Source organism: Kutzneria sp. NPDC051319 (assembly GCF_040682195.1).
Classification (GTDB): Bacteria; Actinomycetota; Actinomycetes; order Mycobacteriales; family Pseudonocardiaceae; genus Kutzneria.
The window spans coordinates 22990-39721 of sequence record NZ_JBFBAM010000083.1 but is presented as its reverse complement, the minus strand read 5'-3'; the positions used below and the strand labels follow the sequence as shown (position 1 = coordinate 39721).

The 16732-nt window shown below is 69.4% G+C and carries 15 protein-coding genes and 1 tRNA gene; 7 read left to right on the top strand and 9 right to left on the bottom strand.

Annotation, left to right across the window (positions count from 1 at the left end; all coding sequences use genetic code 11):
• The 3 genes from AB0M73_RS43155 to AB0M73_RS43145 all read right to left on the bottom strand — a co-directional run.
• Positions 1-789: helix-turn-helix domain-containing protein (locus AB0M73_RS43155; RefSeq protein ID WP_363904560.1), on the bottom strand; the 789-nt coding region annotated here is incomplete at its 3' end.
• A gap of 111 nt (positions 790-900) precedes the next feature.
• Positions 901-1365: a hypothetical protein gene (locus AB0M73_RS43150; RefSeq protein ID WP_363904557.1), complete on the bottom strand. Its 465-nt coding sequence runs from the start codon at positions 1363-1365 to the stop codon at positions 901-903.
• Between the two features lie 64 nt (positions 1366-1429).
• Positions 1430-2359 (bottom strand): DUF389 domain-containing protein, encoded by a 930-nt coding sequence (locus AB0M73_RS43145; protein WP_363904554.1) that lies wholly within the window; start codon positions 2357-2359, stop codon positions 1430-1432.
• Between the two features lie 63 nt (positions 2360-2422).
• On the opposite strand from AB0M73_RS43145, the gene AB0M73_RS43140 reads away from it, so the two are divergent.
• From AB0M73_RS43140 to AB0M73_RS43125, 4 genes are all read left to right on the top strand, one after another.
• Entirely contained in the window at positions 2423-3958 is a 1536-nt protein-coding gene (locus AB0M73_RS43140) for a molybdopterin-dependent oxidoreductase (RefSeq protein ID WP_363904551.1), read from the top strand.
• Between the two features lie 136 nt (positions 3959-4094).
• Entirely contained in the window at positions 4095-4745 is a 651-nt protein-coding gene (locus AB0M73_RS43135) for a fasciclin domain-containing protein (protein WP_363904548.1), read from the top strand.
• A gap of 133 nt (positions 4746-4878) precedes the next feature.
• Positions 4879-5496 (top strand): sigma-70 family RNA polymerase sigma factor, encoded by a 618-nt coding sequence (locus tag AB0M73_RS43130; RefSeq protein WP_363904545.1) that lies wholly within the window; start codon positions 4879-4881, stop codon positions 5494-5496.
• Positions 5496-6260 carry an anti-sigma factor gene (locus AB0M73_RS43125; RefSeq protein ID WP_363904542.1) on the top strand — a complete coding sequence of 255 codons (765 nt, stop codon included), beginning with the start codon at positions 5496-5498 and terminating at the stop codon, positions 6258-6260. The genes AB0M73_RS43130 and AB0M73_RS43125 overlap by 1 nt, the downstream gene beginning before the upstream one ends.
• A 272-nt stretch (positions 6261-6532) precedes the next feature.
• Here the strand turns inward: AB0M73_RS43125 and AB0M73_RS43120 are convergent, their stop codons facing one another.
• The 4 genes from AB0M73_RS43120 to AB0M73_RS43105 form a co-directional block, all read right to left on the bottom strand.
• Complete coding sequence (locus AB0M73_RS43120) at positions 6533-8008, bottom strand: arabinofuranosidase catalytic domain-containing protein (protein WP_363904539.1); 1476 nt, start codon at positions 8006-8008, stop codon at positions 6533-6535.
• A 426-nt stretch (positions 8009-8434) separates the two neighbouring features.
• Positions 8435-9352 carry an NADP-dependent oxidoreductase gene (locus AB0M73_RS43115; RefSeq protein ID WP_363904536.1) on the bottom strand — a complete coding sequence of 306 codons (918 nt, stop codon included), beginning with the start codon at positions 9350-9352 and terminating at the stop codon, positions 8435-8437.
• A gap of 115 nt (positions 9353-9467) precedes the next feature.
• A complete protein-coding gene (locus AB0M73_RS43110; protein ID WP_363904533.1) occupies positions 9468-10880 on the bottom strand; it encodes a PLP-dependent aminotransferase family protein in 1413 nt (470 codons plus the stop codon).
• Positions 10881-10914: 34 nt separating this feature from the next.
• Positions 10915-11817 (bottom strand): cupin domain-containing protein, encoded by a 903-nt coding sequence (locus AB0M73_RS43105; protein WP_363904566.1) that lies wholly within the window; start codon positions 11815-11817, stop codon positions 10915-10917.
• A 249-nt stretch (positions 11818-12066) separates the two neighbouring features.
• On the opposite strand from AB0M73_RS43105, the gene AB0M73_RS43100 reads away from it, so the two are divergent.
• Together AB0M73_RS43100 and AB0M73_RS43095 are read left to right on the top strand one after the other, a co-directional pair.
• Positions 12067-12813 carry an SDR family oxidoreductase gene (locus AB0M73_RS43100; RefSeq protein ID WP_363904563.1) on the top strand — a complete coding sequence of 249 codons (747 nt, stop codon included), beginning with the start codon at positions 12067-12069 and terminating at the stop codon, positions 12811-12813.
• A gap of 62 nt (positions 12814-12875) precedes the next feature.
• Positions 12876-13988 (top strand): low temperature requirement protein A, encoded by a 1113-nt coding sequence (locus tag AB0M73_RS43095; protein ID WP_363904531.1) that lies wholly within the window; start codon positions 12876-12878, stop codon positions 13986-13988.
• A 9-nt stretch (positions 13989-13997) separates the two neighbouring features.
• On the opposite strand, the gene AB0M73_RS43090 is transcribed toward AB0M73_RS43095, so the two are convergent.
• Positions 13998-14318, bottom strand: coding sequence for an ankyrin repeat domain-containing protein (locus AB0M73_RS43090; protein ID WP_363904528.1), 321 nt, complete (start codon positions 14316-14318; stop codon positions 13998-14000).
• Between the two features lie 536 nt (positions 14319-14854).
• Here AB0M73_RS43090 and AB0M73_RS43085 point away from each other — a divergent pair.
• Positions 14855-14937 (top strand) — tRNA-Leu (locus tag AB0M73_RS43085).
• On the opposite strand, the gene AB0M73_RS43080 is transcribed toward AB0M73_RS43085, so the two are convergent.
• A complete protein-coding gene (locus AB0M73_RS43080) occupies positions 14919-16676 on the bottom strand; it encodes a recombinase family protein (protein ID WP_363904525.1) in 1758 nt (585 codons plus the stop codon). The two genes, AB0M73_RS43085 and AB0M73_RS43080, sit on opposite strands and share 19 nt — an antisense overlap.
• Between the last annotated feature and the right edge of the window lie 56 nt (positions 16677-16732).

Genomic DNA, 16732 nt, shown 5'->3' with positions numbered 1-16732 from the left:
CTGCTCGCCCAACCGCAGAGCGAGCAGCGCATGGGCGTCGTCCTCGCCCAAGGCGCCCAACGGCAGGTGGTACGCGCCGTGCCGGAGCAGCAGTGCCGTGAGGGTTTTCCTGCTGGTTGCCAGCACGGCACAGGTCGGTGTCCCGGGCAACAGCGGTATGACCTGATCGGCGGTGGCGGCATTGTCGAGGATGATCAGCATTCGCCGGCCGGCGACCAGGCTCCGGTACAGGGCGATCTGGCCGTCCAGGGTGGTCGGCACCATGCTGGCGTCGACGCCGAGGGCGTCGAGGAAGCCGCGCACCGCGGTCGCCGCGTCGAGGGGATCGGGGTCGGGAGTGAAGCCCTGGAGATCGACGAACAACTGGCCGTCCGGGAAGCGCTCCGCCTGAGTGTGGGCCCAGTGCGACGCCAGCCAGGTCTTGCCGATGCCCCCGGCCCCGACCACGACACGGATCTCGCTGTCGCCCGCCCCGTCCAGCTCGGCGAGTTCGGCGTCACGGCCGGCGAACCCGGGCGAGGGCGGCGGAAGCTGCCGGGGCATCGGGCGCGTGCTCGACGGCGGCGTCTCGGTCGAGCCGAGCCCGGCCAGCAGCTCCCGCTCGTGCGGCGCCAGCTCCAGCGCGTCCGCCAGCTGCCGCAGCGAGGCGCGTCGGGGATTGCTTCGCGTTCCGGTCTCCAGCCCGCGGATCGTGCGGATCGAGACACCTGACTTCTCGGCCAGGGCCTCCTGGGTCAGGCCCGCACGCAGACGGAACTGCTTGAGCGTCACGTTCTCCTTCTCCTCCACGCCGGTCCCCACCGTCAGTGCATCCGCGTGTGCTGACAGTAGCGCCCGGGCCGGCAACATATGGCCGGTTCGTGGCCCGCCGACCCCATCAGAGCAACGAGCGGCTGCGTGCTAGCGGTTCAAGCCCCGCGACAGCCGGACCGAATGCCGCGGTGCTTCCCACCGATCGGGCGCCGGATGGCGGACGCCGTCTTCGTGGAACCAGAGCCGAAGGAAGCCCAACGCCAGCACGACCCCGGTCCCGGTGACGAGGACCAGCGCCCCCAGCAGCGGCGAGCCGGCGGAGATGTCCCCCATCGGGTGGACCATGCCCAGCACGCCGAGCGTGGAGAGCACGCCGCCCAGCGAGGCCAGCGCGAGCCAGCGGCGGCGCAGCGCGGACGTGCGCGCCGCGCCGTAAACGATCAAGGTCACCTCGTCGCCGCAGAAACCGCAGGTGACAGTCCGCTCGACGGAGCCAGCCCGCTCGGGGCGGCGGATCTCGATGGGGTACGCCACCAGGCTGCTGGCGGTGACATGCCGCTTGATCGTGTGACACAGCCGCGAGCCGGGAAAGTCGCTGGTCACGGCCGTCATCGCCTCCCCTCCGCGCGCCGTCACAAGGCATTCGTCCGCGGTGCGGAATCCGGTTCACCGAGATCTAAACGCGGAGCGGACGATCATGACCCGCGCGCCGGCGGCTGATCAGCAGCACCACGGCGGCCGCCAAGACGATGCCGAGCATGTTCACCACCAACTGGACCAGCGAACCCACGCACCGGTCCCACTCGCCCACCACCGCCGCGACCACGGCGTAGCCGGCGGCGGGCACCGTCGTCACCGACACGAACACCCCGACCAGCGCCGCCGACTTCGCCGAGGTCATCGCCAGCATCCCGGCCGCCCCCGCCAGCAGCGCCACGATCAACGAGTAGGGCCCGACCTGGTAGACGAACTCGACCTGATGCGCCGCGAGCACGGTGTCGCGGTCGAACAGCCCGGCCAGTCCGGCCAGCACCGTGACGCCGGCCGTCACCAGCATCGCCAACGGGAACCCGACACCGAGCGCGACGCCCGCCCGCCGCAACAGATCCGTCCGCCGCCGCACCAGACCCACCGCGATCGCCGCCAGCGGCCCGAACTCCGGCCCCACGATCATCGCCCCGACGATGGTCACCGCCGAGTTCGTGACCACGCCGACCGAGGCCAGCACGCACGCCAGCGTCAGGAAGGACTGGAAGGTCACGCTCGGCTTGGACTCCTCGCCGGTCTTGGCCAGCAGCTCCTCCCACACCATGGCGTCCGCGCCATCGCCCGGCGCCGCCAGCTCGGCCCGATCCGCCGCGTCCGACAACACGGTGTCGATCGTCTCCAGCGTGATGCCGCCGACACGGTCGAGGTCCAGGGCGCACAACGCGGCCACCACCTCGTCGACAGCCTCCCTGGCCACCGCGGCATCGACCACGTCGCCCGGCGGCGCTATCGCGGCGTCCCGCAGCAACACGATGTGCGTGACGCCCGGCTGCGCACGCAGCACGTCAAGGGCTATGTCGGTCTGTCCATGAGGGACGATCAACCTGAGGTGCAGCACCCCCGAACCGTACCGGTCGGATCGACCGTGAACCGATCGGTCGCCCACCGACGAACGGGGGGCATGAACCAACGCTCCCCGCTGCTGCCGGTGACGGCCGCGATGGTCGTCGGCGTGCTCGGGGTCGGCGCCGCGCTGGCGGTCGGAGATCTGGTCGCGGCGTTCGTCGACCCCGAATCCTCCCCCTTCCTCGCGGTCGGCAACACCGCGATCGATCTGACCCCCTTGCCGCTCAAGGACTTCGCCGTCCGCACCTTCGGCACGTACGACAAGCTCGTGCTGCTGGCCGGCATGGGCGTGTTCCTGCTGGTCGCGGCCGCGGCGGCCGGTGTGCTGTCCCGCCACCGGCCGCTGCCGGGAACCGTGCTCGCCGTGCTGCTGGGCCTGCTCGGTGTGGTGGCGGTTCTCGTCCGACCGAACCTCACACCGGTCGCCGTGGTCGCGCCGGTGGCCAGTCTTGTCGCCGGTGTGGCGGTGTTCCGCGGGCTGCACCGGCTGGCCGGCAGGGCGGACGCCGATGGCCCGTCGAGGTCCGGACGTCGGGCGTTCCTGCTCGGGTCGCTCGGGACGGTCGTCGGCATCGGCCTGACCGGCGCCGGCGGCCGGTTGCTGGTCGGCCGGGTGGACGTGGAGGGCTCCCGCGCCAAGGTCACCCAGATGCTGGCCGAACACCAGCAGCCGACAGTGCCGACCGGCGCGGACTTCGCCTCGGACGGCACGCCCACGTTCCTCACCCCGAACGACAAGTTCTACCGCGTGGACACAGCGCTGTCGGTTCCGCAGCTGCGGGCCGAGGATTGGACGCTGCGGGTGCACGGCCTGGTCGAGCGCGAGCTGAACCTCACCTTCGCCGACATCATGGCGATGAACCTGGTGACCAGGACGATCACCATGACCTGTGTGTCCAATGAGGTCGGTGGACCGTACGTGTCCACGGCGAACTTCACCGGCGTGCTGCTGCGCGAACTGCTGGCCGAGGCCGGCGTCAAGGCGGACGCGGACCAGGTCCTGTCGTCCAGTGTGGACGGTTACAGCGCGGGCAGCCCCGTGTCGTCGGTGCTGGATCCGCGTCGGGACGCGATGCTGGCCGTCGGCATGAACGGCCAGGCTCTGCCGCCGGAGCACGGTTTTCCGGCACGGCTGGTGGTGCCCGGCATCTACGGCTACGCCTCGGCGACCAAGTGGCTCAAGGACATCGAGCTCACCACGTTCGCCGCGAAGAAGCAGTACTGGGTGCCGCGTGGGTACGGCGAACGCGCGCCGATCAAGACCGAGGCACGCATAGACATGCCACAGGGCCTGCAATCCCTGCCCGACGGCAAGGTTGTGGTGGCCGGCATCGCCTGGGCGCAGACCAAGGGCATCGCCAAGGTCGAGCTACAGATGGACGGCGGGCCGTGGCAGGAGGCAGATCTCGCCGTGACCGTCAACGCCGAGACCTGGCGGATGTGGCGCAAGGTCTACGACCTGAAACCGGGCACCCACACGGTGATCTGCCGCGCCACGGACATCACCGGCTACACCCAGACCCGTGACCGGGTCGGCCCGATCCCGGACGGCGCAACCGGCTGGCACACGATCCTGTTCACGACTTCCTGATCGCGACCCGTGACCGAAGCGTTACCCACCGGGGCGAACCGATCACCGGCCCCCGCCCGAACGCTTCACCAGATACCGAAGATGAGCCCCGATCGGTTGGGCCATCGCTCCCAACACCACCCTGGAGTGATCTCGCATGCGTACTTCCCATCGCGTCGCCGCCGCTGCCGTCATCGTGGCCGCCGGGGCTTCCCTGGCCGCCTGCGGCGGCGGGTCGACCTCCGCCGGCTCGGGCGGCACCACCACGTCGATGGCGTCGCCGACCACCACCGCCAGCAGCTCCGCCTCGGACGGCATCACCAAGACCAGCGACACCTTCGGCCCGGCCTGCGGCCAGATTCCCGCTGACGGCAAGGGTTCCCTCAACGGCATGGCCTCCGACCCGGTCGCCACGGCCGCCAGCAACAACCCGCTGCTGACCAAGCTCGTCGCCGCCGTCGGCGCGGCCAACCTGGGCGACACGCTGAACTCGCAGAAGGCGATCACCGTGTTCGCGCCGTACGACCCGGCCTTCGACGCGCTGGGCGCGGACAAGTTCGCCGCGCTGGCCAAGGACCCGGCCACCCTCGCGCCGATCCTGCAGTACCACGTGCTGCCCACCCGCATGGACGCCGACGGTCTCATCGCCGCCGGCTCGGAGAAGACGCTGCAGGGCGCCGACGTGAAGATCACCGGCGACAAGAGCTCCGGGATGATGGTCAACGGCGCGAAGGTGCTGTGCGGCAACATCCCCACCGGCAACGCCACGGTCTTCGTCATCGACAAGGTCCTCACCCCGGGCAGCTGAGCACCGCCCAGCGAAGGCCCCGGCGCACCCACGCCGGGGTCTTCGCGTTGCCGCACAAGACAAATCACGAGTGCGCAGGGATCGACCGAACCGGATCGCCGGGCACGACCGAACACGTGAGGTGACGATCAGCATGGACGCCGAGTCGACCACCGGGAGCCGGGCCGCCGACGCGGACCTGGTGACGGCCGTGGCCGCCGGCGACCAGGACGCGTTCGCGGCCCTCTACGACCGGTACTGCCGCCAGGCCTACTCCCTGGCCCGGCGGGTCTGCGTCGACCCCGAGTACGCCGAGGAAGCCGTGCAGGAGGCGTTTCTCGCCTTCTGGCGGGAGCCGGGCCGGTTCGACCCGGACCGGGGCGGCTTCGCCGGCTGGCTGCTCACGCTCGTGCACCATCGGTCGGTCGACGTGGTTCGGCGGCAAGCCGTGCACCGCAAACGCAACCTGCTCGGCGGCGACGAGATCGCCGCCCAGGCCCTGCCGGCCGAGCCCGGCGCGGACGAGAAGGCGATGAGCCGCGTGGTCGGCGGCCTGGTCCGCAAGGCCCTCGGCCAGCTGTCGGCCGACCAGCGGCAGGTCATCGCCCTGGCCTATCTCGGCGGCTACACCCAGACCGAGGTCTCCTCGATCACCGGGCTGCCGCTGGGCACGGTCAAGTCACGGACCTTCGCGGGCATGAAACACCTGCGCTTCCTGCTGTCCACCCTGTCCGGCGGCCGGCGTCATGAGAACTGGATGGAGGTGCAGTGATGGACGCGGTCCGTGAACACGGGCGCTGTGCCCACCGGGAGAACGCGGTGGGTTGGGCGCTGTACGCGCTGGGGCTCGACGAGGAACACGCCCTTCGCGCGCACCTCCAGACCTGCGCGGAATGCCGGGTGACCGTTCGGGAGGCCGAGCAGGTCGCCGCCTTGATGGGCCACGCGGTCCCGCAGCACGAGCCGCCCTCGGCCCTGCGCGCACGCCTGATGGTCGCGATCAACGACACGCCCCGAGCGCCACGGCCCTTGTCGCTCGACCTCGCCCGCCAGAAGCGGCAACGGCGCGGCCGTGGGCTGCTGGCCGCCGCCGCGGCGGTCGTGGTCGTGCTCGGCGGCGTGACCACCGTGCTCGGCGTGCAGGTCAGCCAGCTCAACCACCAGCAGCAGGCCCAGGCCGCCGGCGACGCCATGGTCCAGTCCATCGTCGCCGACCCGACGGCGAAGCGGGCCGTGCTCACCAACTCCGCCGGCAAGCCCACCGCGATGCTGATCACCAGCGCGTCCGGCTCGGTCGTGGTGCCGCTCGGCCTCACGCCCAACGGCCGCGACCAGCAGTACGTGGCGTGGGGCCTGCACGACGCCGCCGGTCCCAGCGCCCTGGCCTCGTTCGACGTGCCCGCCGACAGCGTCCGGCCCATCGTCGTCACCGTCCCGGCCTCGGCCCGCGACCTGGCCCGGTTCGCGATCTCCTTGGAACCAGGCCGAGTCATGCCCCAGAAGCCGACCGACGTGATCGCGAGCGGCTCGGCTTGAGCGGGGTCGTCGGCGATCCGCGGGCGGCGGAGCTGGAAGCGCTCATCGCCGCCGGGTGAGTCAGGCCCGAGGCGCGGTGGCGCTTCGGGCCGGCTGCTCAGCAGTACAGGTTGTTGCCGGCCGGAACGCCGAGCACGCCGAGGCGGTGATGTCACCGGCCGCGCCGCGCGGCAAAGGCGCTGCGCGATATGGTGACCGAGTTTCCGAAGGCCTCGGACCTCGACGTTCGCTGGTAGCGAGCCGCCGAGGTCCCGCCGGCCGTGGCAGAGCCGTCAGTGGGTGATGAGGTCGAACTCCTCCCACGGGCCGACCGCCGTGCGGTTGGCGATCAGCGCCGAGGCGCCGGCGTTCTCCGCGGTGACGAGGTGCTGGTTGTTGTACGCGCGCAGAGTCACGCTGCCGTCGGGGTTGTGCAGCAGGTAGAAGGTCTCCCAGGGCCCGGGACCGCCGCGGTTGGCGATCAGCGGCGCGGAGCCGTTGCTCTCCGCGGTGACCCAGTTGTTGTCCGAGTGCGCCCGCAGACCGATGGTGCCGTCGGTGTCGGTGAACATGTCGAACGTCTCCGCCGGGCCGACGGTGGTGGCGTCGGCGATCAACGACGTGGTGTTGTTGGGCGCGTCGACGTATTTGCCGTTGGCGTGGGCCCGGAAGCTCACCACGGACGTGCTGCGGTGGAACGTGGTGGTGTTGTTGGCGTAGCCGGCCGCGACCAGGTCGGCCTGCACTGCGCTCTCGGTGGCGTCGGAGGGGAAGCCGGCCGTGACCGCGCCTTCGAAGAACTCGCCCTTGCCCAGGGTGCTGTTGTCGCCGCCGGTGCCCAGCTCGATGGAGGGCTGCACCTTCATCGGGTTGTAGCCGTTGGGCAGGGCGCCCGCATAGGAGGTGGTCAACCCGCCGGACTGGCCGTTGCCGAACTTGAGCGTGAAGTTGGTGGTGCCGTTGTTCTTCTCCCAGGCCGAGACGAACATGCCGGTCTCGCTCTGGATGTTCGTCGGGTTCCGGCCGTTGTCGCTGAAGTACATGCCGTTCTCGAGATCGCCGCCGACCCAGGGCCCCGGGCCGGTGCAGCCGCCGACCCAGCACGCGGAACCGTAGTAGATCGCGTTCATGGTCGCGTTGCCGTCGTCGGAGTCGTTGGTCTCGGCCGAACCGAAGTCGAAGCAGCAGGAACCGCTGGTGAGCTGGGACGAGGTCATCATGTACATGCCCTCGGGCTGCGCGCCGGTGGGCACGTTGCGGACGGCGTTGTTGCGGTATCCGGTGCCGATGTCGTTGACCAGCACGCCGTACGCCGGCTGACCGCCGATCGTCACGGGCAGCGCCATCGCGTTCGCGCCGATGTCCGCGCCGTTCGGGCCGGGCCCGTTGAGCCCGCCCGAGCAACCCGCGCAGGACGTGCCCGGGGAGATGGGCATGTGGTTGGCGTTGCTGGTCTGATCGTAGAGCTGAGTGATGATGCAGGTCGTCCCGGCGCAGAAGGAGACCTGCGGCGCGGAGTTGACCACGCCACCGGCCGAACGCAGGCCGACGTTCAACGTGCCGCCGTCCGAGGCGCGCTTGATCTGGTACAGCGGGCCGCCGTAGGACGCGAACAGTGCTCGCGTGGTGCTGTAGGCCGCCACGCACGGCGTGCCGCCGGAGGCGTAGATGTCGCAAGCCTTTTGCGTCGCCGCGGCAGCGGTCTGAGTGGTCGTCAGGCCGATGACCGGCAGGGCCAACGCCAGCAGCAGCGCGACCAGCAGCCGCATGCGCCGTCGGAGTGTGGGCAGGGCGTGCACGAAAACCTCCGTCGTCGTTGTCAGAAGTCATCGGGACAGCGCTTCGCGGCGGTCAGGAGCCGCGCGAGCAGGGTGAGCGCCCTCCCTGTGGTGCAGCGCACATGTTCGACCGGCTTTAGACCTAAGTCAAGAGGATCACCGGCGTTTTACCCCGGCATTGAACGACATACGAAACAAACCCTGCGACGGATTTCCAGAAAATCGACAACACAAGACGTTGTTTTGCGTAAAACCAGCGCAAAAGCCCCGCATCGAAGGCGGCACGAACTGCCTGACGTGGTGCACACCGCGGCGCACGAGGCCGGCCAGCTGCCTCCCTTGGCTGGCCTCGGCGCGGCCGCACTGCTGCCCCGCGGGCACGCCCCGACGCTGTGGCCGACGATCGCGTCGCCATCCTCACGGACGAACGCGGATGATCGTCTTCCCCCTCACCCGCTCGGTCGGATTGAAAGCGGCGACGGCATCGTCGAGGCTCGCGACGTTGCCGATGAGTGTCCGCAGTCGACAGTCCCGCACCCGCTGCGCGATCTCACCCAGCTGGGCGCGGTCGGCCTCGACGACGAAGTCGATCGCCAGGCCGTCGGCCGGCCGAGCCTCGGGCGGGCCGGCGATGGTCACCAGGGTTCCTCCGGCTCGAATCAGGCCCACCGACCGCTTCTGGACTTCTCCGCCGAATACGTCGAACACCAGATCGACGCCGCCGACGTCGTCCAACCTGTCGTTCTCGAGGTCGACGAAGTCGTGCGCGCCGAAGCCGAGCGCGTTCTGCCGGTCGGCCGCACGTCCGGTGCCGATGACATGGGCGCCGGCCTCGCGAGCCAGCTGCGTCACCACCGAACCGACTCCACCGGCCGCGCCGTGCACCAGGACGCTCTGCCCCGTCTGAAGGCGGCCGTGCACGAACAATCCCTGCCACGCGGTCAGGCCCGAGATCGGAAGGCTCGCGCCGACCGTGAAGTCGATGTCGCCCGGCAGCGGCGCGAGATTGCGCGCCTCGACGGCCACGTACTCGGCCAGGGTGCCGTCACGCGTCCAGTCCGTGAGGCCGAACACCCGCTGCCCCACCGACAGACCCGTTGTGCCATAACCGAGAGCGCTGACCACGCCGGCCAGCTCGTGCCCGGGAATCGACGGCGTCCGATCACGCTCGAGGCGGTCGGTCCAGGTCGTGCCCCACTCCAACTCCCCCGGAGTGAACCCCGACGCGTGCACCTCGACCAGCACATCGTTTCCCGCCGCCGCGGGCTGCGGTCGTTCCGCCAGCGTCATGCCGGCCGTTCCCGCGGCCTGATCCGACACCACAATCGCCTTCATCCGGCACCTTCCCGCATCGCCCTCGGACCCGGTGGTCCAGTTCCCTGACGCTAACCCGGTTTTCGCCCGGAACCTGGGTCCACTTGGCATCCTGGAACGGGAACCAGTCGCGGCGTCACCGCAACGTGCGAACCAACGCGTCGAGCGCGCCCGACCAGCCGCTGGGGGAAGGCGCGGCGAAACCGATGGCCACGCCGTCACGGTCCGATGTGGACTCCGGGTGCCGGAAGAGGTCGAGGGGCTCGATCACCAGCTGCTCGCGAGCGGCGCGGCGCACGAGTTCGACGCCGGTCCGACCGGGCTGTTCGAGGACGATGTGCAGCCCGGCCGACATGCCGGTCACCCGCGCGGTGGGCGAGTGCCGGCCGATGGTCTCGACCAGTTGCTGGCGCCGCCGGCGGTACTGCGAGCGCATCGCGCGGATGTGCCGGTCGTACGCACCCGACTCGATGAACTCGGTCATCGCCAACTGGTTGACGAACCCGACGGTCTCCTCGGTCTCCCCCTTCTGCGCGACGACCGAGCCGACGACGTGGTCCGGCAGGACGAGCCAGCCGAGGCGCAGTCCCGGCGCCAGCGACTTGCTCGCGGTGCCCAGGTAGACCACGTGGTCGTGATCGAGGCCCTGCAACGCGCCCACGGGAGACCGGTCGTAGCGGAACTCGCCGTCGTAGTCGTCCTCGATGATCAGCGTGCCCCGCCGCCGCGCCCAGTCGACGACCGCCGCCCGCCGGTCGGAATGCAGCGCCACCCCCAAGGGAAAATGGTGCGACGGGGTCAGCAGAACCGCTCCCGGGGTCGGCGCCTCATCGAGCATCGACAGGTCGGCGCCGTCCGCGTCCACCGGGATCGGGACCGCGTCGAGCCCGGCGTCCACCAACGCCTCGCGCTGGGTCTGCAGCCCGAACTCCTCGACCGCCACCGTCGTGACCCCGGCCTTCGCCAGCGCCGCGGCCACGAGCCGCAAGCCCTCCGCGGCCCCACTGCACACCACCACGTTGTCCGCCCGCGCACGCAGTCCCCGGGCGCGGGCCAGATACCGGGCGACGGCCTCACGCAGCTCACTCCGGCCGTGTGGATCGGTGTAGCCGAACGCGTCGAACGGCGCCGTGCTCACCGTCCGCTTCACCGCCCGAATCCATTCGTCCCGCGGGAACGACGACAGATCCGGCTGCCCGGGCCGGAGATTGTGCACCAGCTGCTGGCGGGCCGCGGGCGGCCGCGGCTGTTCCCGCTCGCCCGCCGGTTCCGCCGAACGCTGCGCCACTTCGGTGCCGGAACCGTGCACCCCGGTGAGCCATCCTTCGTTGATCAGCTCTGAGTACACCCGGACAACGGTGTTGCGCCCCAGCCCGAGGTCGGTCGCCAGCACCCGGCTCGACGGCAGCCGCGTCCCCGGCGCCAACCGCCCGCTGCGGATCGCCTCCCGGAAGGCATCCATGAGCCCCGCTCGCACATTGCGGCCGATATGGCCCAGGTGCAGGTCGAGGCCGGAGGTCCGGGTGCCGCCGGCCGCTTGCTCGGTCATGTCGGACAACGATACGGACCGGTCGAATCGGGACTCACGAGTGAGGATCGTTGGCCTGGAGCGGGTCTCCGGTGCTGGAGACGTAGACGACCAGCAGCTTGGCCCGTTCGCTCGCGCTGGGATTCGCGGCGACGACGTGGTGGGCGCCCGGCTGTTCGAACCAGTTCTCGCCCTGGTGGTACGTGGTCGCGGGATTGTCGTCGACCTGGCTTCGCACAGCACCTTGCAGCACGTAGGCGTACACGAAAGCCTGACCGTGCCGGTGCGGCGGCGCCGCCGCGCCCGGCGGGAAGTCCACGATCTGCGACGTGAACGTCTTGCCCTCGGCGTTCGGAAGGGCCTGCTGGAGCAGGACACTCACCTGAGGCGCCGAGCTGGCTGCGGCCGTCGCCGGCATGCTTCCGTTGGCGGAGCCGCAGGCAGTGACGCCGGCCAGCGCGGCAATGGCCACAACACGACCAACGACCTGCGCCGCGGCCGTTCGCTTCCTGCCGAGTATGCGGTCGACGCTGAGGGCGAACGTGTCCACGGGCGCCAGCGCCAGCAGCAGGGCTGCGGCCGCGGCGGCTGGGACGGAGTTGCTCAGCGGCGCTTCCCAGCCCAGGAACAGCCCCATCGACAGCGCGAACCCGAGCAGCAGCGCCGCGGCGGCCCAAGCCGACCAGCGCACGAGGACGCCGGCCAGCAATGCCAGGCCCAGCAACGATTCCGCGGCGGTCGCGCCCCACGCGGCCGCGTCTTGCAGGCCGTCGGGCAGGTACGGCGAGAGCTGGTGTGTATAGGCGGTGTACGCGGCGAAGTCGCCCCACCCGACCTGCCCGGTGTGCGGCGGGCCCCACAAGCCGAACCGATCGGCGACGGCCGAGAGGAACCCGGCGGCCAACGCCAGCCGCGCAAACACGGTCGCGACCGACCACACCCGTTCCCACTGGGCCACGGCCTTCAAGGACAGCTCCCCCGAACGTTTCCTCCTCGCCCATTGGCCATCGGTGACCCTGGTGTTTTCGGCAGGCAACATGGCTCCAAAACTAGACCGGTTTCGACTGGTCACCTGGGTCCACTTGCCGTCCGGTGACGGGGACCAATCCGGTGGTTCCCGTTACGGCCGGCCAAGTGGACCCATGTTGTGGATCGAAGGCGGGTTAGCGTCGACCGACTCGGTTATGACCACAGTGGAGTGATCACCATGTCGGCACGTACAGCCCTGATCACCGGCGGCACCAGCGGGATCGGGAAGGCGACCGCCGAGCTTCTGCACAGTCGCGGCTACCGCGTTGCCGTCACCGGACAACGTCCGGAGGGCGTCGCCCAGGCGCGGGCAGAGCTGCCCGAGGATGTCCTGGTCCTTCAGGCCGACGCGCGCTCGCTCGCGGAGACCGACAAGGTCGTGTCCGAAGTCGGAGCACGATTCGGGAGTCTGACGACGCTGTTCCTCAACGCGGGCGTCAGCCGTCCGATGACGCTGGCCACCGCCGACGAAGCCGCCTACGACGAGGTGTTCTCCGTCAACACCAAAGGCCAGTTCTTCACGCTGGCCAAGGCACTGCCGCTACTGACCGACGGCGCTTCGGTCATTGTCACCGTAGGTATCGGAGCGACCCGCAGCCTGACCGGAAACAGCGTCACGGCCGGGTCGCACGGCGCGTTTCTGGGCATGATCCCGACACTTGCCCTCGAACTCGCCCCGCGCCGCATGCGAATCAACGCGATCAGCCCGGGATTCACCGACACACCCATGACGCGGGCCTCGCTCCGCGCGCAATCCGATGACGTCGCCGCGGTAATGGCGGCTATTGCGGAGAAGAACCCGTTCGGCCGCCTCGGCGTGCCGGCGGACATGGCACGAACCGTCGCATTCCTGGCTTCCGACGACGCCGCGTACATCACCGGGCAGGAGATCATGGTCGCCGGGGGCGCGGGGTTGGCCATCTGACCGAGCCATCGGCGATCGACCGACACGTCATGACACCCGAATCCCGATTCCGGCTCGTCCCGATGACTCCGCGCGACCCGCACGAGGCCGGACGGGCCGCGTCCACGCTGGAGCTGTTCTTCGACCTCGTCTTCGTCGTCGCCGTGAGTGCTGCCGCCGCGCAGCTGCACCACGGGCTCACCGAAGGGCACGTGCTCGACGCGATCGCCAACTACGGCTTCGTGTTCTTCGGAATCTGGTGGGCCTGGATGAACTTCACCTGGTTCGCCACCTCCTTCGACACCGACGACTGGCTGTACCGGGTGCTCACCATCCTGCAGATGGGTGGCGTGCTCGTCTTCGCTTCGGGCATCGGCCCCGCCTTCGAGGAACACGACTACTCGGTGCTCGTCATCGCCTACGTCGTCATGCGCGGGGCACTCGTCGCGCAGTGGCTCCGCGCGTCCCGGTTGTCAGGCCCCACGCGCCGAGCAACACTCATCTACGCGACCGGCATCGCATTGGTCCAAGTCCTGTGGCTCGTCTCCCTGCTGCTTCCCTCCGGGTTGTTCACCGTCGCGTTGATCGTGCTCGTCGCCGCGGAACTGATCGTGCCGATCGTCGCCGAGCGCACCGGGACCACGCCCTGGCATCCGCACCACATCACCGAACGCTACGGCCTGTTCACCCTGATCCTCCTCGGTGAGAGCCTGCTCGCCTCCGCCAACGCGATCATCGAGGCCCAGGGAGACGTCGAGTCGCCCGGCCGGCTCATCGGCATCGCCGCGCTCACGCTCGTCGCCACGGCGGCCCTGTGGTGGATCTACTTCTGGCCGCCGCACCACCACGCCATTGGGGACGTCGCGAGTTCCCTGGCCTACGTGTACGGGCACTTCTTCGTCTTCGCCGCCGCCGGCGCGTTCTCCGCCGGCATCGAGATCGAGATCGACGTCCTCACCGGGCACACCGCGCTGCCTTACGCGTCCTTCGCCTACACAATCCCCCTCGCCGTCTTCGTCCTCGGCATCTGGGCCCTGGCGATCAGGCCTCACGCCGACTACGTCGTCAACACCGCCCTGCCTCTGGCCGCGCTCCTCGTCCTCATCGACCCCCTCATCCCGGTCCCCTTCGCCCTCACGGCTGTGATCCTCGCCGGGGCTGTCGCCGTGCTCGTCTGGCGGCGGGTTCGGGAGTGACCTCTGGGATCAGCGCGCGTGGGCTTCCAGCAGTCTGACCACGGCCGGGCTGCCCGCGGGCCGGCCGGCGGAGGGGTGGTGGTAGCGGGCTGCGCCGAGCGCGGTGGCACCGTGCACCGGCTCCCTGACCGACAGATCCGGCTGCTTGGCAAGCAGGAACTCGACGATGTCGGCCCGGCCGTGGCTGGCCGCGTAGATCAGCGCGTACTCCAGCGTCCGGTCCGGGTCGAACACGGGATCACGGTGGCTGACCCGCTCGATCGGACGCGGGCGGACGGCCTCCCCGTTCGTGCCGAAGTAGCCGGCCACCTGCGCCAGGTCGCCAGCCACCGCTCGGCCGGTGCGCTGGTCTCGTTAACCACCAGGGCCGGCACAGACACCTGCAAGGGCGACCCGGCGGTCCCGCCGTCCGGACATCAAGGGGCACCAGCAACTGGTGGCGATCAACCGCACCGTCACAGCGCACAACGTGAGACGTCATCACCTACACCCACCAGTGACGCTGTCCCCACTTCCCACTCCCTACCTCTCAACACCCCGACCCCGCACTCCTCACGAGCCAACGCCCCCGCACCCCTCCCGGCGCCACGGTGCTGATGGCCTGGCACCAATCCAACCTTCCGACGTCAACCACCCCAACCGTCGCTGCCGCGCCCGCCTCACCCCGCTCCCGGCCCCCTTGAAGCACCCGCCCGCACCCACCTGTCACATCCCGTCCCACCTTCCCCACCAACCTCCCCCGCCCCTCTACCTCCAACCCCTCCGCCACCCACCCTGACCTGCACAAACCCCAACCCCCACCCCCGATTTGGAATCCCCTGAGACGATCATGTAGTCTCTGTCCTGTCAGCAACGCTGGCAACCCAGTCCGGGTGGCGGAATGGCAGACGCGCTAGCTTGAGGTGCTAGTGCCCGCAAGGGCGTGGGGGTTCAAGTCCCCCCTCGGACACACTTACTACCCCTACGGGTCGGCTGAATGGTTACATCCACAGCCCTCGCTTCGGCGTCATAGATCATCTCAAGCCGAAGCTTCTCGTATAGATCTTCCAATTGAGCCGGGTCCGCCCGGCTCAATTTTTGTTTCACCTCCCCGAGTGAATCGATTATCGCGTACACCTCCGCGGCATCAATCCCGCCGGACGCAGGCATGTTCTCGACCTCCGCCCGCGCTGCTGCCCGCTGCGCCTGTGCTTCGTTGATCGCCTCGACCAGCGCCGCAGGGTCTACACCAGCAGCAATGGCGTTTTGGTGCCGTCGAAGCTTCGCTTCCGCCTCGCTCAGCCGTCGCCTCGCGGCGTCGCGCTCTCCTACGCCTTGCCCACTGTCCTGTGACGCGACCAATGCCGCCACCGTGCGGTCAACGTTGAGCCGGTCGAACAACCCGTCGAGCCATTTATTCAGCGGCTCCAGCACCGCCACTTCTGGCAAGTACACATTCTTCGGATGGCCCACCAGCGCTGGAGAACCGGGAACCATCGTCCGCGCCGCACAGCGGTAATAGGTGCGCGTCTCCCTCGGCGTCCCTTCCATTCGCCGAGTGCAGTAACCACATCGCACACGACCTCTCAGCGGGTACGGCCGCTTGGTCGCCTTCGGTCCCCGCTCCAGCTTCCGCCTCGCCGGCAGGCCGCCAGCCGCCCGCGACCGGCGAAGCAACTGGACCTCCGTGAACTCCTCAACCGACACGATCGCCAGATGCGCCGGCCGCCTTGACCGCACGATCCGATCTGGCCTCGCCCGCCGGAACCGCACGACATGTCCAGCGGCAACGTCGTCCGGGTCAAGCAACGTCTCATGCTTCGTCCACCGCCCGAACACGGCGTATCCGGTGTACCGCGGGTTCTCCAGAATCGCCCGTATCGTGCTGCCTTGCCAGCCGTCCGCGAGCCGATGGCGGTTCTGGTCCGGCCGCCTCGCCGACGGGCACGGAATGCCGTCCCGGTTGAGCCCGTTCGCAATCGCCCGGTCTCCACGGCCCTCCAGGTACTCGGCGAAGATCCGCCGGACGACGTCGGCCGAAGCATCGTCGACCGCCAGCAACCGGAGTCGATATCCCTCGGCTGCCTTGCGTGGGTTCGGATGCGGACCACCGTCTACGACGACATAGCCGTACGGTGCCCGGCCGCCCTGGTGACGTCCTTCGTTGACCACCTGAGCATCCATCGCAGCACGCACACGAGCCTGAACGTGCTGCCGCTCTGACTCGCTCATCCCACCGAGCACGCTCATCAACATCTTGTGCGACGGGTTCCGCGCGTCGAACTTCCCGCCCAACTCCGGCACCCACAGGTCGACGCCGTATGCCTCGAACTTCGGGGCGATCAACGAGAACTGGTTGCCAAACCAGCACCTCGTCCCCTCGCCAACCACCAGCGCGTTCCACCCCCGGTTCGGGTCCTTCAACGCAGCCAGCAGCCGCGACGCCTCGTCCCTTCGCTCCCACGGCACCGATCGCGACTGACCGATGTCGAAGAACTCGGCCACCACCGACGCGCCCAACGGCTCGACGAACTTCCGAGCATTGCCCACCTGCCAGCCGTGCGACGTCTCCGGGTCCTGGTTGTCTTCCGTCGAGCAACGGCCGTAGAACGCCATCGGGTCCATGCCGCTGACGGCGGCGTCAACGACCTCGACGCCTATCAGCTCGTCCAGCGTCGCCCACGGATCGTTGATGATTTCAACAGTCACTGGCACCCCCTTCCTGAGGTCCGTCCAGGACCTCGACCTTGGTCAACTCGACCAGT

Coding starts and splice junctions, on each gene's coding strand:
- AB0M73_RS43110 (WP_363904533.1), bottom strand. CDS start 10,880: ATGACCGAGCAAGCGGCCGGCGGCACCCGGACCTCCGGCCTCGACCTG.
- AB0M73_RS43140 (WP_363904551.1), top strand. CDS start 2,423: ATGAACCAACGCTCCCCGCTGCTGCCGGTGACGGCCGCGATGGTCGTC.
- AB0M73_RS43100 (WP_363904563.1), top strand. CDS start 12,067: ATGTCGGCACGTACAGCCCTGATCACCGGCGGCACCAGCGGGATCGGG.
- AB0M73_RS43115 (WP_363904536.1), bottom strand. CDS start 9,352: ATGAAGGCGATTGTGGTGTCGGATCAGGCCGCGGGAACGGCCGGCATG.
- AB0M73_RS43125 (WP_363904542.1), top strand. CDS start 5,496: ATGGACGCGGTCCGTGAACACGGGCGCTGTGCCCACCGGGAGAACGCG.
- AB0M73_RS43095 (WP_363904531.1), top strand. CDS start 12,876: ATGACTCCGCGCGACCCGCACGAGGCCGGACGGGCCGCGTCCACGCTG.
- AB0M73_RS43150 (WP_363904557.1), bottom strand. CDS start 1,365: ATGACGGCCGTGACCAGCGACTTTCCCGGCTCGCGGCTGTGTCACACG.
- AB0M73_RS43120 (WP_363904539.1), bottom strand. CDS start 8,008: ATGCGGCTGCTGGTCGCGCTGCTGCTGGCGTTGGCCCTGCCGGTCATC.
- AB0M73_RS43130 (WP_363904545.1), top strand. CDS start 4,879: ATGGACGCCGAGTCGACCACCGGGAGCCGGGCCGCCGACGCGGACCTG.
- AB0M73_RS43135 (WP_363904548.1), top strand. CDS start 4,095: ATGCGTACTTCCCATCGCGTCGCCGCCGCTGCCGTCATCGTGGCCGCC.